At 74.0% G+C, this 24,786-nt stretch carries 22 protein-coding genes, 2 tRNA genes and 1 pseudogene; 11 read left to right on the top strand and 14 right to left on the bottom strand.

The features are described from left to right. Positions 1-139: 139 nt before the first annotated feature. Complete coding sequence (locus ATJ88_RS18305; RefSeq protein ID WP_170023527.1) at positions 140-1,030, bottom strand: hypothetical protein; 891 nt, start codon at positions 1,028-1,030, stop codon at positions 140-142. Between the two features lie 184 nt (positions 1,031-1,214). Between ATJ88_RS18305 and ATJ88_RS05280 the strand changes: the two genes are divergently transcribed. Both ATJ88_RS05280 and ATJ88_RS05275 read left to right on the top strand, forming a co-directional pair. Beyond that, complete coding sequence (locus ATJ88_RS05280) at positions 1,215-2,525, top strand: sensor histidine kinase (RefSeq protein ID WP_141538614.1); 1,311 nt, start codon at positions 1,215-1,217, stop codon at positions 2,523-2,525. Positions 2,526-2,559: 34 nt separating this feature from the next. Continuing rightward, positions 2,560-3,222 (top strand): response regulator transcription factor, encoded by a 663-nt coding sequence (locus ATJ88_RS05275; RefSeq protein ID WP_098462922.1) that lies wholly within the window; start codon positions 2,560-2,562, stop codon positions 3,220-3,222. Between the two features lie 33 nt (positions 3,223-3,255). On the opposite strand, the gene ATJ88_RS05270 is transcribed toward ATJ88_RS05275, so the two are convergent. The 4 genes from ATJ88_RS05270 to ATJ88_RS05255 all read right to left on the bottom strand — a co-directional run bounded on the left by ATJ88_RS05270 (position 3,256) and on the right by ATJ88_RS05255 (position 6,379). Beyond that, the gene (locus ATJ88_RS05270) at positions 3,256-4,029 is read right to left on the bottom strand and encodes an amino acid ABC transporter ATP-binding protein (protein WP_098462921.1); all 774 of its coding nucleotides are present in this window, start codon (positions 4,027-4,029) and stop codon (positions 3,256-3,258) included. After that, positions 4,026-4,901, bottom strand: a complete 876-nt coding sequence (locus ATJ88_RS05265; RefSeq protein ID WP_098462920.1) for an ABC transporter permease subunit — start codon at positions 4,899-4,901, stop codon at positions 4,026-4,028. The genes ATJ88_RS05270 and ATJ88_RS05265 overlap by 4 nt, the downstream gene beginning before the upstream one ends. A gap of 7 nt (positions 4,902-4,908) precedes the next feature. Further along, positions 4,909-5,766 (bottom strand): ABC transporter substrate-binding protein, encoded by an 858-nt coding sequence (locus ATJ88_RS05260; RefSeq protein WP_170023525.1) that lies wholly within the window; start codon positions 5,764-5,766, stop codon positions 4,909-4,911. A gap of 106 nt (positions 5,767-5,872) precedes the next feature. Beyond that, complete coding sequence (locus ATJ88_RS05255) at positions 5,873-6,379, bottom strand: dsRBD fold-containing protein (RefSeq protein ID WP_098462918.1); 507 nt, start codon at positions 6,377-6,379, stop codon at positions 5,873-5,875. 201 nt (positions 6,380-6,580) lie between these two features. Between ATJ88_RS05255 and ATJ88_RS05250 the strand changes: the two genes are divergently transcribed. The 5 genes and pseudogenes from ATJ88_RS05250 to ATJ88_RS19130 form a co-directional block, all read left to right on the top strand. Further along, on the top strand, positions 6,581-7,582 hold the full coding sequence (locus tag ATJ88_RS05250; protein ID WP_098462917.1) for an endonuclease/exonuclease/phosphatase family protein: 1,002 nt from the start codon (positions 6,581-6,583) through the stop codon (positions 7,580-7,582). Between the two features lie 307 nt (positions 7,583-7,889). After that, positions 7,890-9,068 carry an IS30 family transposase gene (locus tag ATJ88_RS05245; RefSeq protein WP_141538613.1) on the top strand — a complete coding sequence of 393 codons (1,179 nt, stop codon included), beginning with the start codon at positions 7,890-7,892 and terminating at the stop codon, positions 9,066-9,068. Between the two features lie 119 nt (positions 9,069-9,187). Further along, positions 9,188-9,892: a VOC family protein gene (locus tag ATJ88_RS05240; RefSeq protein WP_098462915.1), complete on the top strand. Its 705-nt coding sequence runs from the start codon at positions 9,188-9,190 to the stop codon at positions 9,890-9,892. Between the two features lie 3 nt (positions 9,893-9,895). Then, positions 9,896-10,501 carry a GNAT family protein gene (locus ATJ88_RS05235; protein ID WP_098462914.1) on the top strand — a complete coding sequence of 202 codons (606 nt, stop codon included), beginning with the start codon at positions 9,896-9,898 and terminating at the stop codon, positions 10,499-10,501. Between the two features lies 1 nt (position 10,502). After that, positions 10,503-10,976 (top strand): annotated as a pseudogene (locus tag ATJ88_RS19130) (endonuclease/exonuclease/phosphatase family protein); the annotation flags it as partial. Positions 10,977-11,297: 321 nt separating this feature from the next. Here the strand turns inward: ATJ88_RS19130 and ATJ88_RS05225 are convergent. The 4 genes from ATJ88_RS05225 to ATJ88_RS05210 form a co-directional block, all read right to left on the bottom strand. Then, a tRNA-Met gene (locus tag ATJ88_RS05225) sits at positions 11,298-11,374 on the bottom strand. 212 nt (positions 11,375-11,586) lie between these two features. Further along, positions 11,587-11,663, bottom strand: a tRNA-Met gene (locus tag ATJ88_RS05220). A gap of 97 nt (positions 11,664-11,760) precedes the next feature. Beyond that, entirely contained in the window at positions 11,761-14,793 is a 3,033-nt protein-coding gene (locus ATJ88_RS05215; RefSeq protein ID WP_098462912.1) for a UPF0182 family membrane protein, read from the bottom strand. A 142-nt stretch (positions 14,794-14,935) separates the two neighbouring features. Continuing rightward, entirely contained in the window at positions 14,936-16,114 is a 1,179-nt protein-coding gene (locus tag ATJ88_RS05210) for a YlbL family protein (RefSeq protein ID WP_245852139.1), read from the bottom strand. A gap of 135 nt (positions 16,115-16,249) precedes the next feature. Here ATJ88_RS05210 and ATJ88_RS05205 point away from each other — a divergent pair, with 135 nt between their 5' ends. Next, positions 16,250-17,689, top strand: a complete 1,440-nt coding sequence (locus ATJ88_RS05205) for a zinc-dependent metalloprotease (RefSeq protein WP_098462911.1) — start codon at positions 16,250-16,252, stop codon at positions 17,687-17,689. Between the two features lie 5 nt (positions 17,690-17,694). Here the strand turns inward: ATJ88_RS05205 and ATJ88_RS05200 are convergent, their stop codons facing one another. Further along, positions 17,695-18,243, bottom strand: coding sequence for a M48 metallopeptidase family protein (locus ATJ88_RS05200; RefSeq protein ID WP_245852138.1), 549 nt, complete (start codon positions 18,241-18,243; stop codon positions 17,695-17,697). Between the two features lie 127 nt (positions 18,244-18,370). On the opposite strand from ATJ88_RS05200, the gene ATJ88_RS05195 reads away from it, so the two are divergent. Further along, positions 18,371-19,432 carry a HesA/MoeB/ThiF family protein gene (locus ATJ88_RS05195; RefSeq protein WP_098462909.1) on the top strand — a complete coding sequence of 354 codons (1,062 nt, stop codon included), beginning with the start codon at positions 18,371-18,373 and terminating at the stop codon, positions 19,430-19,432. Between the two features lie 84 nt (positions 19,433-19,516). On the opposite strand, the gene ATJ88_RS05190 is transcribed toward ATJ88_RS05195, so the two are convergent. The 3 genes from ATJ88_RS05190 to ATJ88_RS05185 form a co-directional block, all read right to left on the bottom strand. Continuing rightward, positions 19,517-19,888, bottom strand: coding sequence for a WhiB family transcriptional regulator (locus ATJ88_RS05190; RefSeq protein ID WP_098462908.1), 372 nt, complete (start codon positions 19,886-19,888; stop codon positions 19,517-19,519). Positions 19,889-20,056: 168 nt separating this feature from the next. Then, positions 20,057-20,221, bottom strand: coding sequence for a hypothetical protein (locus ATJ88_RS18300; protein WP_211287466.1), 165 nt, complete (start codon positions 20,219-20,221; stop codon positions 20,057-20,059). Between the two features lie 178 nt (positions 20,222-20,399). Next, positions 20,400-22,433 carry an ATP-dependent helicase gene (locus ATJ88_RS05185; RefSeq protein ID WP_098462907.1) on the bottom strand — a complete coding sequence of 678 codons (2,034 nt, stop codon included), beginning with the start codon at positions 22,431-22,433 and terminating at the stop codon, positions 20,400-20,402. Between the two features lie 61 nt (positions 22,434-22,494). Here ATJ88_RS05185 and ATJ88_RS05180 point away from each other — a divergent pair, with 61 nt between their 5' ends. Continuing rightward, positions 22,495-22,761: a mycoredoxin gene (locus ATJ88_RS05180; RefSeq protein WP_098462906.1), complete on the top strand. Its 267-nt coding sequence runs from the start codon at positions 22,495-22,497 to the stop codon at positions 22,759-22,761. A gap of 30 nt (positions 22,762-22,791) precedes the next feature. On the opposite strand, the gene nudC is transcribed toward ATJ88_RS05180, so the two are convergent. Continuing rightward, positions 22,792-23,736, bottom strand: a complete 945-nt coding sequence (nudC, locus tag ATJ88_RS05175) for an NAD(+) diphosphatase (RefSeq protein ID WP_098462905.1) — start codon at positions 23,734-23,736, stop codon at positions 22,792-22,794. Positions 23,737-23,839: 103 nt separating this feature from the next. Here nudC and ATJ88_RS05170 point away from each other — a divergent pair, with 103 nt between their 5' ends. After that, the gene (locus ATJ88_RS05170) at positions 23,840-24,763 is read left to right on the top strand and encodes a phosphotransferase (RefSeq protein WP_098462904.1); all 924 of its coding nucleotides are present in this window, start codon (positions 23,840-23,842) and stop codon (positions 24,761-24,763) included. Positions 24,764-24,786 lie beyond the last annotated feature (23 nt).

The raw sequence follows: 24,786 nt of genomic DNA, 5'->3' as shown, positions 1-24,786 counted from the left end.
GGGAGGGGCGGGGTGGTGCGGCAGATACAGCGGAGGACGTGCCGGGCCTGTCGGGGGGCAGGTCCGGCACGTCCGGTCCGGTGGCGGCGGGCGCGGCGGGTCGGTGCGGGCGACCTGCGCGCTGCCGGTGCGCGGCGGGTCAGCCGCGGGTGGCGAAGAACACGGGGTCGGAGAACCAGCCGGCGGTGAGGGTCCAGGTGCCGTGGGCGCCGGCGGGGACGGCGACGCAGACGTTGCCCTTGCCCGTCCCGCCCTCGTAGAGCTCGTCGACGTCGATGAGGTCGTCGGGCACGACGCCGCACGAGTCGGAGTAGGTGACCGCGTCGTCGCCGACGAACTCGACGGTGAGCTCGAGCCACGGCGTGCCGGTGTCGGCGCCGGTGTACGTGGCCTCGACGGGGACGATCCAGAACTCGGTGCCGTCGGCGGGGGCCTCGTTGAACTGGTTCTCGGCGTGGACCTCGTCCCACGCCTCGTAGGGCTTGCCGAGGTCGACGGTCCAGTCGTCGTTGCTGACGGTCTCGGAGAACCGGTAGGGGTGCTCGCGGGTGCCGTCGGCGGCGCCGGCCCCGCCGTCGTCGTCCGCGGCGGCGTCGACCTGGTCGGCGGGCTCGGTGTCCGCGACGGCGTCGGTGGCCCCGGCGGCGTCGTCGGTCTCGGCGTCGGTGGAGTCGGTGTCGTCGCCCGCGGCGGTCGGGGTGTCGGACAGCTCGGCCGTGACCTCGTCCACGACCTTGCCGTAGAACGCCTGGGAGGCGAGGACGCCGATGCCGGCGAGCACGGCCAGGACGACGCCGGCGATCGCGAGACCGCCGCGCGGGGCACCGCGGCGGGACTTGACGACGCCGACGACCGCGAGCACGAGGCCGACGACGGCGCCGAGGAGGGCGAGGTTGTTGACGATCGGCACGAGGCAGAACAGCAGCGAGACGAGGGCGACGACGAAACCTGCGACGGCGAGGGCGTTGCCCTTCGCCGGCGGGACGGGCGGGGCGGCAGGCGCCGGGGCCTGCGGGGCGGGGAACGACACGGGGACTCCTCGGACGACGTGGTGAGCAGCCCGTGGGGCCTGCTCGGGGGGACGTCCACAGCCTCGCCGCCGGGACGAACCGGGCACATCACCCGGTCGGTCAGGACCGCCCTGCCCGGTCGGTCGGCATCCGCTGCCCGGTCGGGTGTGGTCCGCGTCGGTGGCGCTGCGTACCCTCGGGGCCATGTCCGTCCCGCTCGGCCCGGCGCCTGCCACGGCCTCCGTCCCGCCCGCCGGGCTCTCGTACCCGCCTCCGTCCCGGCGCCCGGCCGGGCGGTCGACGTGGTCCCGGCTGGGCACGGTGGGTGCCGTCGTCGTGGCGGGCACGAGCTCCCTGGTGGCGGTCGCGCTCACGGCTCCGACGTCCGGTGACGACGACCTGGCGATGCTGGGCTCGATCCTGGCGATGATCGCCGGCCTGGTCCTGGCCGGCTGTCTGGTGCTGCGCCGCGAGTTCCCGGTGCCGATCTGCCTGGCGGCGTCGGTGGCGCCGGTGCTGCTGCCGGTGGACGCCGCGGCGGCGCTGCTGGCGCTGCCGTGGGTGTGGGCCGTGGCCCGGACCCGGACGGTCGTGCTGTGCACCGCGGCGGTGACCGCCGGCACTGCGGCGGCACTGTGGCGGGACGCGGCGCGCCCCCTCGGCGCGCGGGTGTTCAGCGTCGTCGACGAGGCGGGCGCGACCTCCTACGAGCCCGGGATCGTGGCGTTCGTCGGCTGGGGGCTGTTCTTCCTCGGGGTGTCCGTGGCGGCCGGCGTGGTGCGCCGGTCCCGCGCGATGACGGCCGCGGCGCGGCAGGACTCGCGGGACGCCCGGGAGGCGACGGCCGCGGTGGAGGCGCGCAGCGCCGTCCTGCAGGACCGCATGACCCGGCAGGAGGAGCGCGAGCTCATCGCCCGCGAGGTGCACGACACGGTCGCGCACCACATCGCGACGATCTCCTTGCGCGCGTCGGTCCTGGAGGTGCAGCACCCCGACGACGAGCCGACGCGGGACGCCGCCCGCGAGGTGCGGGCGTCGGCGCAGCGGGCGGTCGCGGAGCTGCGCACGCTCCTGCACTCGTTGCGCACCGACGACGGCGACCTGCTGCCCGGCACGACGCTGGAGGACCTGGTGCCGCTGCTGGACCGGCTGCGGGCCGGTGGCGCGCAGGTGTGGGGCACGGTGTTCGTCACCGAGTCCCACCTGGCGGCGCCGCACGTCACCCGCGCCACGTTCCGCATCGTGCAGGAGGCCCTCACGAACGCCCTGAAGCACGCGCCCGGCGAGCCGGTGTCGGTCACGGTGCGGGCGGGTCGCGCCCGGGGCGTGGAGATCCGGGTCGAGAACCCGCTGTCGACGCTGCCGGCGGGGGCGGGCACGGGCCATGGCGTCACCGGCATGCAGGAGCGCGCGGAGCGGCTCGGCGGCACGCTGACGGCGGGACCGGACGCGGGCCGGTTCGTCGTCGCGGCCCGGCTGCCGTGGGCGGAGGTCGACCACTCCCCCGGCCGGTGACGCGTGTCGGTGCGTCCGGCTAGGGTCGGGCGTCGTGATCCGAGTCCTCCTCGTCGACGACGACCCCCTGGTGCGCGGCCTGCTCTCCGCCGTCCTGGCGGCGGCCCGGGACGTCGACGTCGTCGCGGTCGCCACGGACGGTGACGAGGTCCCCGACGCGGTGGCCGCCCACCGTCCCGACGTCGTCCTCATGGACATCCAGATGCGGCGCGTCGGCGGGATCGCCGCGACGGCGGCGCTCCGGCGGCTGGCCGACCCGCCGTCCGTCGTGGCCCTGACGTCGTTCGGGTCCGACGACGCGGTGCGGTCCGCGCTCGACGCGGGTGCCGTGGGGTTCGTCCACAAGACGGCGGACCCGGACGACATCGTCAAGGTGCTGCGCGACGTCGCGGCCGGGCACGGCGGTCTCGACCCGGCCGCGCAGCGCTCCCTCATCGACGGCCGCGGCGCGGAACGGGCGGGGACGGACCGTCGCCGCGAGGCGCAGGACCGGCTCGCCGCGCTCACGGACCGCGAGCGCGAGGTCGTGGCGTGGCTGCCGCTCGGCCTGTCGAACCCGCAGATCGCGGAGCGCACCTACCTGTCCGCGTCGACGGTGAAGCAGCACCTGTCGAGCGCGATGCGCACGCTGGGGGTGGACTCCCGCGAGGCCCTCGCCGTCGTCGTCGACCGGGCGGGGGCCGCACGCGAGGACTGACGCCGCGCCGGGGGGCGGCGCCGGGCGGCGAGGTCAGCGCAGGCGTCGCAGGAACTCGCGCGTGCGGTCCTCGCGCGGGTCGTCGAGCACCTGCGCGGGCGTGCCGCGCTCGTGCACGCGTCCGTCGTGGAGGAACACGACCTCGTCGGCGACCTCGCGGGCGAACCCCATCTCGTGGGTGGCCACCAGCATCGTGGTGCCCTCGGCGCGCAGGGCGGTCAGCAGGTCGAGCACCTCGCCGACGAGCTCGGGGTCGAGCGCGGAGGTGACCTCGTCGAGCAGGAGCAGCTCGGGGCCGCTCATCAGCGCACGGGCGATCGCGGCGCGCTGCTGCTCCCCGCCGGAGAGCTGGTCGGGGTAGGCGGACGCGAGGTGCGCCAGGCCGACCTTCTCCAGCATGGCGGTCCCGGCCGCGGCGGCCTCGGCGCGGTCGCGCCGGTGCACGACGCGGGGCGCGAGCGTGAGGTTGTCCAGCACGCTCAGGTGCGGGAACAGGTTGTACTGCTGGAACACCATGGCGAGCCGCGCGCGGACGGCGTCGGCGTCGACCCACGGGTCGGCGACGTCGACCCCGTCGAGCAGCACCTGGCCGTCGTCGACGTCCTCCAGGAGGTCGACGACACGCAGCAGGGTGGACTTGCCCGACCCGGAAGACCCGACGAGGACGACGCAGGAGTGCTCGGCGACGTCGAGGTCGATGCCGTCGAGCACGACCTTGCGCCCGGCGCGGCGGCCGGGACCCGCGGGGTAGGTCTTGCGGACCTGGCGCAGGCTGAGCAGCGCCGGTGCGGCGACGGGGGCGGTCATCGCAGCGCTCCGGCCCCGGCGACCCCGCGCAGGCTGCCGCGCCAGCCCTGCCGCGCGGACCAGGCGTCGACGAGCCGGGTGAGCGGGATGGAGACCAGCAGGAACAGGACGCCGGCGACGACGTAGGGCGTGAAGTTGTAGTCGCCGGTGGTCGCGATCTGCGCGGCACGGATCGCGTCGACGGCACCGAGGATGGAGATCAGCCCGGAGTCCTTCTGCAGGGAGACGAGCACGCTCGCCACCGGTGCGGTGACGTTGCGAACCGCCTGCGGCAGGACGACGCGGCGGACGGTCTGGCCGCGGGTGAGCCCGAGCGAGCGGGCGGCGGCGACCTGCGAGGGGTGCACGGACTCGATGCCGGACCGGAAGATCTCCGCGAGGTAGGCGGTGTACGTGAGCACGATGGCGAGCCCGCCGAGGAACGCCGCGCTGGTGGGGAGCCACGTCAGGCGCAGGGCGGGCAGCCCGAACCCGACGAGCAGCAGGACCAGCAGCACGGGCACGCCGCGGAACACGTCGACGTACAGCACGGTGGCGACGCGCGCCGGGAACAGCGCGGGGATGCGCGAGGTGCGAACGACGGCGAGCAGCAGCCCGACGACGAGCCCCACGACGGACGCCACGACCCACACCCGCAGGTTCAGCCACAGGCCCTCGGCGACCTCGGGCAGCACCTCCCACGCCCGCTCGGGCGAGAAGAACGCGTCGCGGGCCCGCTCCCAGCCGGGCGCCGTGGTGACGACCCAGACGACGAGCGCGACGACGAGCGCGGACGCGACCCCGGCCACGGCGAGCGCGCGGCGGTGCTGGGCGCGCCGGAAGGCGGCGCGCGCCCGCGCGCGCTCGGAGGGGACGGGGTCGGCCGGGCTCATCGGCGGGTCAGGACAGCTCGGTGATGTCGTCCGACTTCAGCCACGTCGTGCGCAGCTCGTCGAGGGTGCCGTCGGCCTCGAGGGAGTCGACCGCATCGGACACGCACGCGGTCAGCGCCGAGTCCTTGTCGAGCACCAGGCCGAGCTGCTCCGGCTCGCCGACGGGCGGCAGCGTGCCGACGACGTGGGTGTCGGGGAAGTAGACGGTGGACGCGGCCACGCCCTGGTCGACGTCCATCACCATGGCGTCGATCGTGCCGGAGGTGAGCGCGGTCATGCCGTCGCCGGCGCCGTTGAACGGCACGACCTCGACGGCGTCGCCCCACGCCGACTCGGCGGCGTCGAGCGACGTCTGGGCGGCGGTCACGCCGACGCGCGCCCCGTCGAGGTCGGCCAGCGACGCGGCGTCGGAGTACTCGCCGGTGTCCGCGACGATGACGCCCTGGCGGCTCGTCAGGTAGGGGCTGGAGAAGTCGACGGCCTCCGTCCGCTCGGGCGTGATCGTCGTCTGGTAGGCGGCGAGGTCGAACGGCTTGATCGCCGGGGAGATGATCTGCTCGAACGTCACCGACTCCCACACGACCTCCTGCGCCGTGTACCCGAGCCGGTCCGCGACGGCGTACACCAGCGCGGACTCGAAGCCCTCCCCGGTGGACGGCTCGCCCACGTACCACGGCTCGTACGGCTCCCCCGCGCCGACCGTCAGCGTGCCGTCGGTCAGGGTGGGCAGGTCGCCCGGCGCGCAGGCCGCGGCCGTCGACTCCGCCGTCGCCCCGGTCCCGGCGTCGCCGCCGTCGGCCGAGCAGGCGGTCAGGGCGAGCAGGGCGACAGGGGCGAGGGCTGCCAGGGCGCGACGGGTACGCACGATGTTCCTCCGAGGTCGGGACGACGGCGCGGGTCACCGTCGCGGGCCGAGGACGAGCCTAGGCGGGGGCGCGGTCCGGGTGAACCTCCCGCCGGTGTGCCGCCCGTCACGCGTGCACGTGCCCCTGCTCACCGGTCACCGCGGTGATGTCGTCCTCCGCCTGGCCCAGCATCGCGTCGGCCAGCCGCCGCAGCGCCCGGCCCGCGGCCACCTCGTCGCCGATGACAGGGATCTCCTCGTCCTGCGGCGCCCTGCGGGCGTGCCCCACCGAGCGCAGCGGGCCGACGTCCGCGTGCTCCGGCGGCCCTGCCACCAGCACCGCCTCGGCGGTGGTGCTGCCCGCGGCCTCGACGAGCGTGAGGCGGACGTGCCACGTCGTCGACCGGGCCGTCCGCGGCGCGTCCTCGCCCGCGGCCCCGCCGGTGTCGCCCTCGGGCTGCACCAGCGAGTCCGGGCCGGGGAACACCAGCGTCTCCTCCCCCGTGTCCGACCACCGCACCCGGTACGGCGGGGAGCCGTCGCCGTGCGGGCACTCCACCACGACACCGGCGCGCACCGACCCGCCGACCACTCCGGACGCCGTCACGATCCTGTCCCCCACCGACGCGTGCATCTCCGGTCACCTCCGTCTCGCCGTCGAGGGTCTCCTCCCATGGTGCGCCCGGTCCGGCCCGCTCGCGACGGGCGGGCGCCCGACCGTCGTCGCGCGGCACGGGCGGGCTCGCAGCGCCCGCCCGGTCCCGTATCACCCGGGTGGCCCGACGGCTCCCTCCGGGTGAGTGCTGCCCCCGTCCGGCCCGGCCCAGGAGGAACGATGCGCGACTACGTCGTGGCGTGGTGGAACCTCGAGAACCTCTTCGACGAGGAGGGCGCCGAGGCGCTCGGACGCCGGCCCGAGAAGGTGGCCCGCGCCATCGGCAAGGGCGTCGTGGGCTGGACCCCGGCCCTGCGGGACCGCAAGATCGCCCAGCTCGCCACGGTGGTCGCCGGCATGAACGACGGTGCAGGACCGGACCTGCTCGGCGTCTGCGAGGTCGAGAACCGGTTCGTCGTCGACCGGCTGCGCGACCGGGTGAACGCCGCCCTGCCCGCGCCCCGCCGGTACGAGGTGGTGCACGCCGACACCGACGACGCCCGCGGGATCGACGTCGCCTTCCTCTACGACGCCGACCTGTTCCGGGTGCCGGAGCCGCGCGACGAGGCCGTGTTCTTCCACGTGGTCATGCGACGCAACGCCACCCGGGAGATCGTGCAGGTCACCTTCGAGACGCTCGCCGGCGGACGCAGGCTCGTGGTGCTGGGCAACCACTGGCCGAGCCGCAGCGGCGGCCGTCTGGAGTCCGCGGGCTACCGGGCGATCGCGGGCGAGACCCTCGGATACTTCCACCAGCGGGCGATGGAGGTCCTCGGCGCCGACACCGCCGTCCTGGCCATGGGCGACTTCAACGACGAGCCGTTCGACGCCTCCCTGGTGCAGCACGCGCTGAGCACGCGGCAGGCCGTGAAGGTCCGCAAGGCCCGCACGCACCTGCTGTGGAACCTCATGTGGCCGGTGGCCGGCGAGCCCGAGGGGACGTTCTACTTCGACAACGAGCCGAACGTCCTCGACCAGATCCTCGTGAACCGAAACCTCGTCGGCGAGGACGCGCCGCTGCACGTGGTGCCCGGGTCGGCGCAGGTCCACCGGCACCCGGCCATGGTCGACACCGGCGCCTATCCCCGGCCCTTGCCGTTCGGCGGGATGGGCAAGCCCGTCGACGAGGACGGGTACTCCGACCACTTCCCCGTGATCACGGTGCTGCACGAGACCGGCTGACGTCCGGGCCGACGCGCGGCATCCGCGCATGACGAAGGCCCCCGACCGGAGAGGCCGGTTCTAGCGGTCCCCGCAACACCCTGGATTTCAGGGGGTTGCGGGGATCGTGGTTTCACCAGAGCTCAGGGCGCGGTTCTTCGAGGTCTTCGACGAGGTAGCGAGTGCGACGATCGCGGCGCGCGTGGTCGGGGTGAACAGGCATACGGCTGCCGGGTGGGTGCGCAAGGCTGGTCGGCGTTCTGAGGGGCAGGGTGGGCGTGGCCCGCATCCGCGCAGGGTCGAGTACGAACAGCTTCGCCGCACGGGTATGTCCCGGCGGCGGGCCGCGCAGCAGGTCGGGGTCAACGTGCGTACCGCGCTGGACTGGGACGCCGGGGTACGGAAGGCTCGCGGGGCTCGCATCTACCCGGATGGTCGCCGGGTGGACTACACCACGGGCGTGACGACTCATGTGGAAGTGGCCATCACGCCCTCGCTCGCTGCGCTGGAGGCCGAGCTGGATCCACGGTTCTTGACGTTGGCGGAGCGGGAGCAGATCGCTGACCTGCGCCGTGAGGGCGCCTCGTTGCGGGCGATCGGGCGGGCGCTGGGGCGCCCGGCCTCGACGATCAAGCGCGAGATCGACGCCCGGTCGGCCGGCGGGGTCTACCGACCCCATGCGGCCCAGCGGTCCTGGGTGGCGTCTCGGGCGCGCCCCAAGCGGGCCAAGCTCGCCGTGAATGGTCCGCTGCGCCAGTACGTGACCGCCAAGCTCGCGGTGCGGTGGTCGCCCGAACAGATCTGTCACGCTCTGGTCAAGGAGTATCCGAACGACGAGAGCATGCGGGTGAGTACCGAGACGATCTACCAGGCGCTCTACGTCCAGGCCCGCGGCGGGCTGCGTCGTGAGGTCGCGGCCGCGCTGCGCACCGGACGCACCCGCCGCAAGCCGCGCCGTAGCGCGGAGCAGCGCACGCCCCGGTTCGCCGACGAGATGGTGATGATCTCCGAACGACCGGCCGAGGTCGCCGACCGGGCCGTGCCCGGCCACTGGGAAGGTGACCTGATCGTGGGTACCGCCTCGCAGTCCGCGATCGTGACCCTGGTGGAACGCACCACCCGCTACGTGCTCCTCGGACATCTGCCCGGTGGACACACCGCCGAGGAGGTCCGCGACGTTCTGGTCCCGCTGATCGGGACCCTGCCCGCGCACCTGCGTGGCTCGCTGACCTGGGACCAGGGCAGCGAGATGGCCGCCCATCGCCAGTTCACGATTGCCACGAACGTGCCGGTCTACTTCTGCGACCCGCACTCGCCCTGGCAGCGCGGATCGAACGAGAACACCAACGGTCTGCTGCGTCAGTACTTCCCCAAGGGCACCGACCTGCGGGCCTACGGGCCCGAAGACCTCGAACACGTCGCCCAGGAACTCAACGGCCGACCACGCAAGACGCTCGACTGGGATACCCCAGCCGAGCGTCTGCGTGGTCTACTGACGGCCACATAAACCATCAGGTGTTGCGAGGACCCCTGGAAACCGCCAGATCCGGTCGGGGGCCTTCGTCATGTCCGCGACCTGCCCGCCGCCGCGCGCTGTGACGTGGATCACGGGTAGCGTCGTTCGCCATGGACATGATGACGGGGACGCAGATCGCGGAGGCCCGACTCATCGACTGGCGCAAGCTGGCCCAGGGACTGCACGCGCGCTACCTGGTCGACGACTTCGCCGCCGGAGCGCGGTTCGTCGCCGCGGTCGGCGAGTTGGGTGTCGACCTCGGGCACCACCTGCGCGTATCGGTCGGTCACGACCACGTCGACCTCGAGCTGGTCTCGGACGACGCCGTCTACCGGGACGGGGACGTCGAGCACGTCGTCGAGTGGGTGACCCGGCGGGACCTCGACCTCGCTCAGCGGATCACCGAGATCGCGGCGGACCACCGACTCGATGCCGACCCGGCCTCGGTCAGCGAGATCGAGCTCGGCCTCGACACGACTCGCTCCGCGACCGTCGCACCTGTCTGGGCGGCCCTGCTGACCGGGGACGCCGCGGCGCAGGGCCGAGGGACGCCGGGTGACGAGATCCGGGACGCCACCGGACGGGTGCCGAACCTGTGGTTCACGGCCGGTGACGAGGCCAGCACCCCGCACCAGCGGGTCCACGTCGAGGTCTACGTGGCGCCCGAGGTGGCCGAGCAGCGGGTCTCAGCCGCCGTGGCGGCCGGCGGCGAGGTGGTCGACGACAGCCAGGCGCCGGGGCTCACCGTGATCGCCGACCAGGACGGCAACCGAGGGGTCCTGTGCGTGGACACCTCCGCCGTGACGGAGGGCTGACGCATGGGCGCCGAGCAGTCGTCCGCCGAGACGTCGTACACCGTCGCGCCGCTCGGGCCCGGGACGTGGCCGGCCTTCGAGGCGCTGGTCCAGCGGCACGGTGGGATCTTCGGCGGGTGCTGGTGCATCTGGTTCCACCCGGAGGCGCCCGAGGGCGGCCGGAGTGCGGAGGACAACCGGGCGCGCAAGAAGGCCTACGTCGAGCGGGGCGAGGCGCACGCCGCCCTCGTGATGGACGGCGACGAGGCCGTCGCGTGGGCGGAGTACGGCACGCCGGTTGAGCTGCCCGGCATCCACCACCGCAAGGAGTACGAGGCCACCGTGACGGTGGTGCCGGACTACCGGATCACCTGCGTCTTCGTGGACAAGCGCCACCGGCGGCGCGGTGTGACGGAGCTGGCGATCAGGGGTGCGCTCGACCAGATCGCCCGTGCCGGAGGCGGCAGGGTCGAGAGCTATCCCCACGACCTGACCGACCAGACCAGGAAGATGTCGTCGTCCTTCCTCTACAACGGCACCCGCCGGCTCTACGAACGGCTCGGGTTCACCTACGACCGGCCCAAGGGGTTGAAGAACTGCGTCATGGTGCGGACCGTCGACCCGGCCTGAGCTGGAGGCCGGCCGCCCCGGTGCGCTTCGCGGTGCACGCGGGCGCGAGACTGCGCCTCTCGACGTCGTCCAGCCCGACCTCGCGTTCTGCCGGTTCTCGCGACGCACCGGGGGCGCGCGCCCGCCCGGTCCCGTATCACCCGGGTGGCCCGACGGCTCCCTCCGGGTTGGTGCAGGACCGGACCTGCTCGGCGTCTGCGAGGTCGAGAACCGGTTCGTCGTCGACCGGCTGCGCGACCGGGTGAACGCCGCCCTGCCCGCGCCCCGCCGGTACGAGGTGGTGCACGCCGACACCGACGACGCCCGCGGGATCGACGTCGCCTTCCTCTACGACGCCGACCTGTTCCGGGTGCCGGAACCGCGCGACGAGGCCGTGTTCTTCCACGTGGTCATGCGACGCAACGCCACCCGGGAGATCGTGCAGGTCACCTTCGAGACGCTCGCCGGCGGACGCAGGCTCGTGGTGCTGGGCAACCACTGGCCGAGCCGCAGCGGCGGCCGTCTGGAGTCCGCGGGCTACCGGGCGATCGCCCCGGAACCTCGTCGGCGAGGACGCGCCGCTGCACGTGGTGCCCGGGTCGGCGCAGGTCCACCGGCACCCGGCCATGGTCGACACCGGCGCCTATCCCCGGCCTTTGCCGTTCGGCGGGATGGGCAAGCCCGTCGACGAGGACGGGTACTCCGACCACTTCCCCGTGATCACGGTGCTGCACGAGAGCGGCTGACGTCCGGGCCGACGCGCGGCATCCGCGCATGACGAAGGCCCCCGACCGGAGATCCGGTCGGGGGCCTTCCTTGGTAGCGGGGGCAGGATTTGAACCTACGACCTCTGGGTTATGAGCCCAGCGAGCTACCGAACTGCTCCACCCCGCGGCGACTCCTGAACACTACGCCATGGCAACCGTCTGCGTCCAACCGCCTCCGTCGCACCAGGTCCCGGCGATCGCCGGCACCCGGCACCACGAGGCTGCGTCCCGGGCCGCGGGGCGCCGACCCTGCCGACACCTCCGGCGCGAAAGAATCCCCACTGGGACCCGGACATGACGAAAGCCCCCGACCGGTGAACCGGTCGGGGGCCTTCGATGTGGTAGCGGGGGCAGGATTTGAACCTGCGACCTCTGGGTTATGAGCCCAGCGAGCTACCGAGCTGCTCCACCCCGCGTCGACTCCCTGAACATTACGGCATCGAATCGGGCGAAGTCCAGTCGATCCGGGCGGGTGGGACGCACCTCACAGGTGCGACCCACCCGCCCCGGACGTCACTCGGACAGCTCGCCCTCGGCGGCCAGCGCGTCCTCCAGCGCGGCCTGGAGCCGGTCCTGGGCCTCGCCGTACGCGGCCCAGTCGCCGTCCTGGAGCGCCTCGTTCGAGTCGGTCAGCGCCTGGCTGGCCTCCTGCAGCGCCGCGTCGAGACGCGTCTGCGGGTCGCCGGCCGGGGCCTGCGTCGTCTCCGACGGCGTCGGCGACGGCTCCGCGGTGGTGGCCGACGGCGAGGGCGACGGGGTCGCCTCGCCCGTCTCGGGGTCCACGACGACGTCGTCCGTCGGGACGTCCGTCTCCGCCTGGTCCGCGTCGCCCGCCTGGGCGCCCGAGTCGCCGCCGAACACCTGGTCCAGCGCCTCGTCGAGGGTCTCCGCGTAGCCCGTCTGGTCACCGAACGCGACCAGCACGCGCCGCAGCAGCGGGAACTGGGTGCCCGAGCCCGACTGGATGTACACCGGCTGCACGTACAGCAGACCGCCACCCACCGGCAGCGTCAGCTGGTTGCCGCGCACCACCTCGGAGTCGCCGCGCCCGAGGATGTTCAGCTGCTCAGAGATCGTCGGGTTCGAGTTGAAGTTGTTCTGCACCTGGCCCGGGCCCGGGACCGTCGCGTCGCGCGGCAGCTCGAGGAGCTGCAGCTTGCCGTAGCTCTCGGCGACCTCCCCGGCCTCCGAGCCGGCGTCGGCGTTCGCGGCGAGGTACCCCGTGAGGATCTCCCGGTCGGTGTTGCCACCCGGGATGAACGTGCTCGTCAGGGAGAACGCCGGCGACTCCTCCTCCGGCATCTGCAGCGTCATGTAGTACGGCGGCTGCTTCGAGCTCTCGGCCGTCGTGCTGACGACGGGGTCGTTCGGCGTCGCCCACTCGTCCGAGCCGGAGAACAGCTGGACCGCGTCGGTGACGTGGTACCGCTCGAGCAGCGTGCGCTGCACCTTGAACAGGTCCTCCGGGTAGCGGACGTGCGACATGAGGTCGCCGGAGATCTCCGAGATCGGCTCCAGGGAGTTCGGGAACACCTGGCTCCACGCCTGCAGCACCGGGTCCTCCGGGTCCCACGCGTACAGCGTGACCGAGCCGTCGTAGGCGTCCACGGTGGCCTTCACCGAGTTGCGGATGTAGTTGACCTCCGGCGGCAGCTCGACCGGCACGCCCTGCGCGGCGAGCGTCAGGGAGTCCGTGGTCGCCTCCTGCATCGGCTGGCTCGCCGAGTACGGGTAGGCGTCGGACGTCGTGTAGGCGTCCACGACCCACTTCACGCGCCCGTCGACGACCGCCGGGTACACCTTGTTGTCCAGGGTCAGCCACGGCGCGACCTTCGCCACGCGCTCCTGCGGGTCGCGGTCGTAGAGGATCTGCGAGGCCTCGGTGACGCGCTCGGAGAAGAAGATCTGCTCGTCGCCGAACTTCAGCGAGTACAGCAGCTTGTGCAGGAACGACCCGATCTCCGGGCCGGCCTCGACCTCGTCCGTCGGGAACTTGGTGAGGACCTGCTGGCCGCCCTCCTCGTCCGCCTGGTAGTCGAGCTCCCAGCCGGACTCGGACTCCGGCGCACCCACGATCGAGTACGACGGCGCCTCCGGGCTGAAGTAGATCCGGGGCTCGTAGCCGGAGGAGAACATCTCCGACAGGGCGCCCTGCGTCGGGATGCCGCCCTCGAAGAACGCCGGCTGCCCGTCGGGGCCGGGCTGGCTGCCGTAGGCCGCGACGACGCCGAACCCGTGCGTGAACACGGTGTGGTCGTTCACCCAGTTGCGGTCGGCCAGACCACCGAGGTTGAGCTCGCGCACCGCGATGACGGTGTCGCGGGACTCCCCGTCGATCTCGTACCGGTCGACCGCGAGGTTGTCGGTGAAGTTGTAGTACTGCTTGTTCTGCTGGAGCTGGCGGAACGACGGGCTGACCACCTGCGGGTCGAGCAGACGGACCTGCGTCGTCGTCTCGGCGTCGTCGCGGAGCTGGCCCTGCGTCGCCTCGGTGGTGGCGTCGTACGTCTTCGAATCGACGTCCTCGATGTCGAACGCCTGCCGCGTCGCGTCGATGTTGCGCTGGATGTAGGGCGCCTCGAGGCTCTGCGCGTTGGGCTGCACCTGGAAGCGCTCGACCACCGCCGGGTAGATACCGCCGATGGCGATGGCGGACACCACCATCAGACCCACGCCGATCGCCGGCAGGCGCCACGAGTCGCGGAACGCCGCCACGAGGAACAGCACGGCCACGATGACCGCGACACCCGTGAGGATCTCCTTCGACGGGATGACGGCGTGCACGTCGGTGTAGGAGGCGCCGTCGTAGCGGTCGCCCCGGTCCGACAGGATCGTGTAGCGGTCCAGCCAGTAGTTCGCGCCGATGAGCAGCATCAGCACCGCGCCCAGCACCGCGAGGTGGACCCGCGCCGCCGTCGTCGTGCGGGACTCGCCCTGCGCGACCGGACCGATCCGCAGGCCGCCGTACAGGTAGTGCGTGACCACGGCCGCGATGCCCGAGATCACCACGACGGCCATGAGGAAGCTCACCGCGAACCGGATCACCGGGAGCGTGAAGACGTAGAAGCCGACGTCGATGCCGAACTGCGGGTCGTCCTGGCCGAACGACTGGCCGTTGAGCGCGAGCAGCACGGTGCGCCACTGGGACGACGCCGCGACACCCGCGAACAGACCGATGAGGACCGGGCCCGCGTACGTGACGACCTTGCGCAGCGGCTCGACCGCCTCACGGTACTGGTCGAGGGTCGCCTGCTCGGGCGTCGACGGCGCGTACACCGGCCGGGTCCGGTACCCGATCGAGAACGAGGCGAAGACCGCCCCGCCCATGACGAGGAACGCCGCGACGAACAGCACGGCCCGGGCGATCCACTGCGTCCAGATCACGTCCGAGAAGCCGAGCTGGTCGAACCAGAGGATCTCGGTCCAGAAGTTCGTCAGGAACAGCAGCGCGACCACGAGGGCACCGAGCACCAGCAGGGTGATCAGCAGCGGGCTGCGTCGCCGGGCCGGTGGACCGTCCTGACGGCGGGGTGGGGCGAAGGACACGGTGCGGGCACCTCATTCGTGCTCGTGGCTGGACGCGTGCTCGGACACGCGGGACTCCCATCTCAACGCCCCGGCGCTGCTCCAGGTTCCCACGATTCCGACACGTGGGGGCACCGGGACGCTCACGAGTCGGTCACGATCGTCACCCGCAGCGCGGCAGGTCCTCCCCCGTGCCGGCACCGATCGCCTCCATCGCGGCCCGCGCCTCGGCGAGCGTCGCGACCTTCACCACCTCCAGGCCGTCGGGCTCGTGCCCGACCACCTCGCCGCAGTTGCCCTCCGGCGCCAGGAACCACTGCGCCCCGTCACGCAGCGCGCCGTACATCTTCTGCTCGATGCCGCCGATCGCGCCCACCCGGCCGTCGACGTCCATCGTGCCGGTGCCGGCCACGACCGCCCCGGCCAGCTCGTCCTCGGGCGTGAGCCGGTCGATGATCCCGAGGGCGAACATCGTCCCCGCGCTCGGACCGCCGATGTCCTCGATCTGGATCGTCACGTCCACCGGGAAGTCGTACCGCGGGTCGATGAGCACGCCGAGCAGGGCCCGGCCGTCGCCCTGCCCCGTCGTCACGGTGAGGTCCGTCGGCTCGCCGTCACGCTCCACGCCCAGGACGACATCGGCGCCGGGGGTGACGGCGTCGAGCGCGGTCAGCAGCTCGGTGTACGTCTCCAGCGGCTCCCCGTCGAGCGAGACGATGACGTCGCCGGGCTCGACCACGCCGTCCGCGCCCGTCCCCGCGGCAGCCTCGACGACCGTCATCGTCGTCGGCACCTCGTACCCGAGCTCGGTCAGCGCCGCGACGGTCGCGGACTCCTGCGAGCTGAGCATCTGCGCCTGGCCCAGCTCCTGCTGCTCCTGGGACGTCACCGCCTCGGGGAAGATCGACTCGACCGGCTGGACGGACCGCTCCTGCGACGACCAGCCCCACAGCACGTCCCCGAACAGGACGTCGCCCCCCGGACCGCCGTACACCGAGACGGTCGTCAGGCGCAGCTCGCCCGAGGCGGCATAGGTCTCGGCGCCCTCGATCTCGATGAGCGGCACCTCGGTGGCGCTCTGCCCCTCGCCCTGCTCCTGGGTGCCGAGCGTGTCCTCGGTCGGCCCGGGCGTGCGGATCGCGTAGGCCGTGGGCATGACGAGCAGCACCGCCGCCGTCACCGACGCCACCAGCATCGAGACGACGAGGGTGGTCGCGCGCGGGCCGGCGCGGTGCCGCGTGACGCGGGGGTCGTCGTCGCCGTGCCACGGTTCGGTGCCCTGCGGCGCAGCCAGCGCCTGACCGGACGACTCGACAGGGTCCTGGCCGCGTTCGAAGCTCACCGCCCCATCATCGCCGATCCGCGGGCGCGGGTGCGCCGTGAGCGAAAGCCGGAACCGTCCCCGCTCCCGGGACGTCGGACCCGGTTACCGTGAGCGTGCGGCGAACGCCGTACCGGAAGGAGCCGACGACCTGCCATGAGCGACCTGCCCGAGGACCCCCAGGAGCGCGACCGCCGGCTGCACGAGGCCCTGCGCGGCATCTTCGGGGACCGCACCGACGAGGTGCTGGCCCAGATGCGCGCCCAGGGGCTCGACCCCGCTGCCCTCATGGGCGGTGCGCCGCCCGACCCCGGGACCATGCAGCGGCTGATGGCCCAGCTGCAGCGCATGTTCACCGGCGAGGGGCCCGTCAACACCGAGGTGGCGCACGACCTCGCCCGTCAGGTCGCCGTGGCCGAGGGCGACCCGTCGCTCAACGGCGCGCAGGCGCGCTCCGCGACCGAGGCGCTCAAGGTCGCCGAGCTGTGGCTGGACGCCGTCACCGACCTGCCGCCGTCGGGCGGCCCGGCGCGCGCGTGGAGCCGCAGCGAGTGGGTCGAGGCGACGCTGCCCGCGTGGCAGCGGCTCGTCGCCCCTGTCGCGGCGTCCGTGGCGGACGCCCTGGCGACCGTGATGCGCGACCAGCTCGGCGACGGCCCCGACGCCCTCGGCCTGCCCGGCGGGGAGTCCTTCCCCGGCGCGCCCGCGTTCCCCGGCGGCATGCTCGGCGGCATGGATCCCGCGGCGATGATGCGCGGCCTCGGCTCCGCCGTGTTCGGCATGCAGGTGGGGCAGGCGGCCGGCACCCTGTCGCGCGAGGTGTTCGGGTCCACGGACGTCGGTGTGCCGCTCCTGGACGAGCCCGCCACCGTCCTGCTGCCGACCAACGTCGCCGCGTTCGCCGACGGCCTGGACTCCCCCTACGAGGAGGTCCAGCTGTACGTCGCCCTCCGCGAGGCCGCGCACGCTCGCCTGTTCGTGCACGTGCCGTGGCTCAAGGCGCACCTGCACGCCCTCGTCGAGCAGTACGCCCGCGGCATCACCATCGACCTCGACGCGCTCGAGGCGCAGGTGCGCGACGTCGACATGTCCGACCCGGAGGCCCTGCGGGGCGCCCTGTCGGGCGACGTGTTCGGCCTCCAGCACACGCCCGAGCAGGAGTCCACCCTCCTGCGCCTCGAGACCGCGCTCGCGCTGGTCGAGGGCTGGGTGTCGGAGGTCGCGGCCACGGCCGCGCTCGCCCACCTGCCCCACTCGGTGCCGCTGCGCGAGATGATCCGCCGGCGCCGCGCCGCCGGCGGTCCCGCGGAGCACACGTTCCGCTCCCTGGTGGGGCTCGAGCTGCGGCCGCGCCGCTCCCGCGACGCCGCCGCGCTGTTCGCGCACCTGCTGGCCACCGGCGGGCCGGCCGCCCGCGACGCCGTGTGGGAGCACCCGGACCTGTTGCCCGGCACCGAGGACCTGGACGACCCCACGGGGTACGAGGCCCGCCGGACGGCCCAGGCCGACGAGCAGTCCGACGTCGACGCGGCGCTCGCGCAGATCTTCGGCGACCTGCCCGACGAGCCGGGCTCCCCCGCGGACCCGGCGTCCTGAGGTCTCTAGGAGGGCGACGACCCCGAGTCGGCGTCGCCCTCCTGGGCGCCGTCGGACGTGAACGAGACGCCCTCGAGGAAGCCGCGCGCCCGATCGGTGCGCGGGTAGGCGTCGAGCAGCTTCCAGAACTCCGGGCCGTGCCCGGCGTGCAGCAGGTGCGCGAGCTCGTGCAGCAGCACGTAGTCGATCACCCACTCGGGCATGCCCTGCAGCCGTGACGACAGCCGGATCGAGCCGTCCGTGATCGTGCAGGACCCCCAGCGCCGTTCCTGGTTGGCCGCCCAGCGGACGCTCGTCGGGTGCGCCCGGCCGTCCAGGTAGCGCGTGGAGAGCTCCTGGGCCCGCTCGACCAGCTCGTCGTCGGACGGGCGGCGGCGGCGTTCCTTGTCCTCCAGGCGGGCCAGCATCTTGGCGACCCACTCGCGCTCCTGCGCCTGCGAGAAGCGCGCGGGAATGGCCACGACGGTCCGATCCCCGTCGCGGTACGCGCTCACCGTGGCGGTCCGGCGACGGCTCCGCCGGACCTCGACGGACGCCGTCGTGTCCTGGGCCACGCCCTGACAGTACCGTCTGGACGGCGCACTCGTGACTTCTGACACACCGCCGCCCACCCCGAGGCGTTGTCCACAGGACTGCGACACAGCCATGACGTCGCCCCGACACCCGTGGCACGGTGCAGCCATGACGCGCACCCGCCCCCGACCTCCCGAGCCGGTGCTGCGCCCCGGCATGCCCGTGCTCGACCGCGGCGACGGCGAGGTCCAGCTCGGCACCGACCCCCGGTGGGCCCTCGTCCTGACGGGTCTGCACGAGCGCGAGGTGCGCTGGCTCTGCGACGTCGCCGCCCACCGGCACGGATCGCTCCGCCGGTCGGCCGCGCGCCACGGCGTCGCCGCCGACCGGCGCGACGACGTCCTCGCCACCCTCGCCCGCGGCGGGCTCGTGCTCGCACCGGCGCGCTCGCGTCCCGAGGTCACCGCCGTCGCCGCGGGCGGCGCCGACGTCCCCGCGCTCGCTGCGCTGCTGCCCGACGGCGACGGGCTCGGGACGCTCGCGCGCCGCGCCGCACGGACTGTCGCCGTGGTCGGGTTGGCGCGCATCGGGTCGCTGGTGGCCGCCCACCTCGCGGCCGCCGGCGTCGGGAGCCTCCTGCTCGACGACGACCTCCCCGTGCAGGTCACCGACCTCGGGGTGGGCACCTACGCCGCGGCGGACGTCGGTCGGCGGCGTGCCGACGCGCTCCGTGGCTCGTTGGCCGCGCTGACGCCCCGCACAGGGACGGGCGCGACCCGGTGGCGCGACGACGACCCGCCGTCCGCGGTGGTCGTCGTCGCCGACCGGGTCGACCGGCCCGAGGCGTTCGCCCGGCTCACGGGTCTCGGCGTCCCGCACCTGTCCGTGGTCGTGCGCGAGGCGGACGTGCTCGTGGGGCCGTTCGTCCTGCCGGGCACGTCGGCGTGCGTCGCCTGCCGGCACCACCAGGCGGGCGACGACGACCCCCGGTGGCCGGAGCTGGCGCGCCAGCTGCGCGGTTGGCAGGGGGTCACGGGCCAGGAGACCGTGCTCGCGACGACGGTCGCCGCGGTCGCCGCGGGGCAGGTGCTCAGCCACCTCGACGGCACCCGGCCCGGCTTGTGCGACGCCGTGGCGGAGGTGCGCCTGCCGGACGCCCTGCCGCGGCTGCGTCCCCTCGACCCGCATCCGGCGTGCGGGTGCACCGCGCCGCGGCCCGTGCCCTCCTGAGGGCCGGCGAAGGACGCGCGAACGTCCGCGGGTACGGGAGCGGGGCCCGTCGCTCGTGCGACGGGCCCCGCTGGGGTGGGTGTGTCAGGCGGCCGCCTGCTCCGACTTGCGCGGCCGACCCCGGCCACGCTTGCGGGCGACGACGGCGCCGTCCACGAAGACCTCGCCGCCCCAGACGCCCCACGGCTCGGCTCGCTCGATGGCACCGGCCAGGCAGCCCGCCTGGAGCGGGCAGGAGCGGCACAGGGCCTTGGCCTGCTCCACCTGGGTGGTGTGCTCGGCGAACCAGAGCTCGGGGTCGTTGGTGCGGCAGGGCAGCAGAGCGGCGAACTGGCGGTCCAGCTCTGCGGCCTCGTTCGGGTCCTGGGTCACGGGCTGGTGAGGGGTCCAGTGGCGGACACCACCGGCGGGGGCCGCGTCGACCAGCCGCTCGTCCAACAGCTGTGCGAGACGCACGATGTTCCTCCGTCAGGTCCTGGGTGTGGTGTGAACGTCGATGTTCAGGACCTGCGGTGGATCCCCGTGATCGGGGTTCCGGTTCGTCCGGCCGGTGAGGGCCGACTTCCCGGTGGGGAAAGACGAAGGCCGCGGGTCCCAGTTGGACTCCGCGGCCTGGACCGGTGCTCAGACCGGTTGACTCCAGGTGGCGGAGCTGGGTGCGAGATCGGCGAGGAGCTCGCCGGTGGCGTGACGCGCGCGCAGACGCACGGTCGGCACAGGTCCACGCAGGGCAGAGTTCTCCCCCGTGACGTTGCCGATCGCGCCGATGAACGGCTTCATGATCTCCATCTCTTCACCCACCTCCTCACTGTCTCGGGCCCGCACCTCTCGGCACGGACCGCCACGAACTCGGTCAGGACGAGCATAGACCTCGCCGCCGGGGTCGCCACATCTTTTTTCCCGAACTTTTTTCTCCGGTCCCGCGACGGCCCTCCCCGGGCCTCGTCCGGCTACCCGGGGACGCCGGTCAGGTCCCGCGCCCGGCGGTCTCCACGAGGCTGAGCAGCGTCTGGCCGTACCGGTCGATCTTCGCCGGGCCGATGCCGTTGATCCGGGCGAGCTGGGCGGTCGACCCGGGCCGCAGCTCGGCGATCGCCGCGAGCGTCGCGTCACCCAGCACGGTGTACGCCGGCTTGTCGGTCTCCCGTGCCACCGAGGAACGCCACTCGCGCAGCGCGTCGAACAGCTCCGCGTCGGCCTCGCCGAGCCGGGCCCGCGCCTGACCGCGCTGCGCCCGGCCCGCCCCGGCCCGGCGGTCGTCGGGCCAGAGCCCGTCGAGGAACCGGGTGCGCTTGCGCGACGCCCGACCTCCCGGGTTCCGCGACCGGGCGTACGACAGCTCCAGGTGCTCCCGGGCGCGGGTCACCCCGACGTAGAGCAGCCGCCGCTCCTCGTCCACGCCGTCGTCGGTCTCCGCCAGGGAGATCGGCATGAGGCCCTCGCTCATCCCCGCGAGGAACACCGCGTCCCACTCCAGGCCCTTCGCGGCGTGCAACGACGCGAGGGTCACGCCCTCCACCGTGGGGGCGTGCTGCGCGGCCGCCCGCTCGGTGAGCTCCGCGACCAGACCCTCCAGGGTCGCGGGCGCGTCCTCGGGCGCTGCGGCGGCGAGGTCGTCGGCGAGCCCGACGAGGGCCTGCATCGCCTCCCAGCGCTCGCGCGTCGCACCCCGCGCGGCGGGCGGCTTCTCCGCCCAGCCCGCCGACAGCAGCACGTCGCGCACCTGCTCCGGCATGGGCTGGTCCGGGTCCGCCGAGCGCGCGGCACCCCGCAGCAGGACGACGGCGTCACGCACGTCCCTGCGGTTGAAGAACCGGTCGCCGCCACGCACCTGATAGCTCACCCCGGCGTCGGACAGCGCCGACTCGAAAGCCGCCGACTGGGAGTTCGTGCGGTACAGCACCGCGATCTCGCTCGCACGCACCCCGCTCGCCACGAGCCGGGCGGCACGTGCCGCGATCCCGGCGGCCTCCGCCTCGTCGTCGTCGTACGTGGTGAACGCCACCGGCGGGCCCGCGGGCCGCTGCGCGACCAGCTCGAGGGCGTTCGTCACCCGGCCCCGGCGCAGGACGTCGTTGGCCAGGTGCACCACCTGCGGCGTCGAGCGGTAGTCCCGCACCAGCCGGATCACCTGCGCGCCGCGGTACCGGCGCGGGAAGTCCAGGAGATAGTGCTGGGTGGCCCCCGTGAACGAGTAGATCGTCTGCGACGGGTCCCCGACGACGCACAGCTCCTTGCGGTCCCCCAGCCACAGGCCCAGCAGGTACTCCTGCAGGGGCGACACGTCCTGGAACTCGTCGACGAGGAAGTGCCGGTACTGCGAGCGCACCTGGTCGGCGACGTGCGGGTGCGAGCCCAGCATGTCGGCCAGCATGAGCAGGACGTCCTCGAAGTCGATGACGCCCCGCTCCGTCTTGACGTCCTCGTACGCCGCGATGAGCCGGGACACCGTCTGCGGGTCGTGCCCGGACGGCTCCGCGCGGTCCTCGGCGGCCGCGGCCTTCTCGTAGTCGTCCGCGCCGACCAGCGACGACTTCGCCCACTCCACCTCGCTCGCGAGGTCGCGCACCGCCACCCGGTCCACCGCCACCCCGAGCCGGCGCGCGGCCTCCGCCACCGCCGCGGCCTTGTGCTCCAGGATCTGCGGCGGCGCGCCGCCCACGATCCGCGGCCAGAAGTAGCCGAGCTGGCGCAGCGCCGCCGCATGGAACGTGCGGGCCTGCACCCCGGCCACGCCCAGGTCGCGCAACCGGGTCCGCATCTCACCGGCCGCCCGCGCCGTGAACGTCACCGCGAGCACCGACGTCGGGGCGTACGCGCCCGTGCGCACCCCGTAGGCGATGCGGTGCGTGATCGCGCGCGTCTTGCCCGTGCCCGCGCCCGCCAGGACGCAGACCGGACCGGTCAGGGCGAGCGCGACCTCCCGCTGCTCGGGGTCGAGCGCGTCGAGGATCGCGTCGGGATGAAGCGGGGCACCGGCTGAGTTGGTCGTGAGGGACATCGTCTGCGATTGTCGCAGCCGAGACCGACACCGCCACCCCCGTCCACAGGAGATCCCCCCGATGACCGCCACCCCGTCGCTCCCCGAGCCCGGCACCGTCACCATGTACTCGACCACCTGGTGCGGCTACTGCCGGCGGCTGCGCACGCAGCTCGACTCCGAGGGCATCCGCTACACGGTGATCGACATCGAGGAGCAGCCGGAGACCGCCGCCTACGTCGAGCAGGTCAACGGCGGCAACCGGACCGTCCCCACGGTCGTCTACCCGGACGGCAGCGCCGCCACCAACCCGACGCTCGCCGACGTCCGGGCCGCGCTCACCCGCTGACGACGACGCCCGGCCCTGGTGGCCCCGAGGTCACCAGGAGCCGGGCAGCTCGCCCCCGTACCACTCCTCGACGAGCGCGCGGGCGATCGACGCCCGCCCCGGCAGGCCCACCTCCCCCGCCTCCACCGCGGCCAGCAGCCCCGCGCGGGTGAACCAGCGCGCGTCCGTCACCTCGTCGTCGTCGGTGCGGACCTCCGTGGTGACCGCCCGGGCACGGAAGCCCAGCATCAGCGACGCCGGGAACGGCCACGGCTGCGACCCCCGGTAGACCACGTCCCCCGGCCCGGACCCGACCGTCACGCCCGCCTCCTCGGCGACCTCGCGCCGCACCGCGTCCTCCAGCGCCTCCCCCGCCTCGACGAACCCCGCCAGGGTGGAGAACCGGCCCGGTGCCCACGTCGCCGCGTGACCCAGGAGCAGCCGGTCGTCGTCGTCGACGACCGCCATGATGACCGCCGGGTCCGTGCGCGGGTACGACTCGCGGCCGTCCACCGGGCAGCGCCGCGCCCAGCCGCCCTGCACCACCTCGCTGGGCGCCCCGCAGCGCGGGCAGTACCCGTGGGTGCCGTGCCAGCCCGCCAGCGCCACCGCCTCGACGGCCAGCCCGTGCGCCAGCACCGCCGCGTCGTCGTCCGCCGCGAGCGCCGCCACCTGCTCCCGGGCGATGTCGCGCAGGCCCGCCCACGCGTCCGCCCCCGCCGGGGGGGCCGGGTCGTCGTCGGCGGGCAGGACGACCGCGAGGCACGCCGCCCCGTCGTGCTCCCCGAGGAACAGGGCGAGCCCGTCCGGCAGCCCGGACGCCGGCAGCAGCGCCGCACGCGCGGGCTCCCCCGCCACGGCCAGCCGCCCGCGGTGCAGCACCACCGCCCGCGTGGTCGGGTCGGCCAGGGCTCGCGCGACGAGGTCCGGCTCGGTGCGGCGGTGCGCCGCACGGTCGTGCCGGGTCCGGGTGAAGGGCAGGTCGAGGACGTCCACGCGAGCGACCGTACCCCGCGACGCCGGGCCGCCCGGCGCCCCGCACCGGACACGCCCGGCCCGCAGGGTCCCGCGGCCGTCGCCGCCGCACTACGGTGAGCACGTGCCCCGCAGCCCGCTCGCCCTCGCCGCCCTGTCGACGGCCGCCGTCCCCGGCCTCGACGCGAGGACCGTGCACGCCGACGACGTCCCCGGCGACTACGACGTCGCCGTCGTCACCACCGTCGACGGCGACGAGTGGATGGTGCGTGCTCCCACCACCGCGCTCGCCGGCGCGGCGCTCGAGGCCGAGATCGAGCTGCTGGAGTCGCTCCACCTGTACGTGCAGGCCGGGGTGCTGCCCTTCACCGTGCCGCAGATCGCCGGGTCGGCGCTGCTCCCCGAGGGCGGTCGCGCCGTCGTGCACCAGCGCCTCACCGGCGCACCGCTCGACGTCGGTGCGCTGCGTCCCGGACCCGGGCTCGCCGCCGACCTCGGTCGCACCCTCGCGGCCGTCCACGAGCTCCCCGCCGCCGTGGTCGAGGCGTGCGGCCTCCCCTCGTACACCGCCGCCGAGTACCGCGAGCGGCGCCTCGTCGAGCTCGACGAGGCCGCCGCGACCCGCCGCGTCCCCACCGACCTGCTGCGCCGCTGGGAGCACGCCCTGGAGGACGTCAGCCTCTGGCGGTTCCAGCCCGTCGTCGTGCACGGCGACCTCGCGCCCGACCAGGTGCTCGTCTCCGGCAACCGCGTCACCAGCATCAGCGGGTGGTCGGACGCGCGCGTCGCCGACCCCGCCGACGACCTCGCGTGGCTCCTCGCCGCGGCGCCGCCCGACTGCGTCGACGCGATCATGGAGGCCTACCAGCTCCGCCGCACCGAGCTCACCGACCCGAGGCTCGTCGACCGGGCGCTGCTCGTCGGTGAGCTCGCGCTGGCCCGCTGGCTGCTGCACGGCGTGCGCCGTGGTCTCGCCGACGTCGTCGCGGACGCCGAGTCGATGCTGGCGGACCTGGACGAGGCGACGCGCGAGGACGCCCCCGCCTGAGGCGGAGGCACTCGCGCACGGCG

It is taken from the genome of Isoptericola jiangsuensis (assembly GCF_002563715.1).
Taxonomy (GTDB): domain Bacteria; phylum Actinomycetota; class Actinomycetes; order Actinomycetales; family Cellulomonadaceae; genus Isoptericola; species Isoptericola jiangsuensis.
Note: the sequence above shows the minus strand (reverse complement) of the source record. Positions and strands in the feature narration are given on the sequence as shown.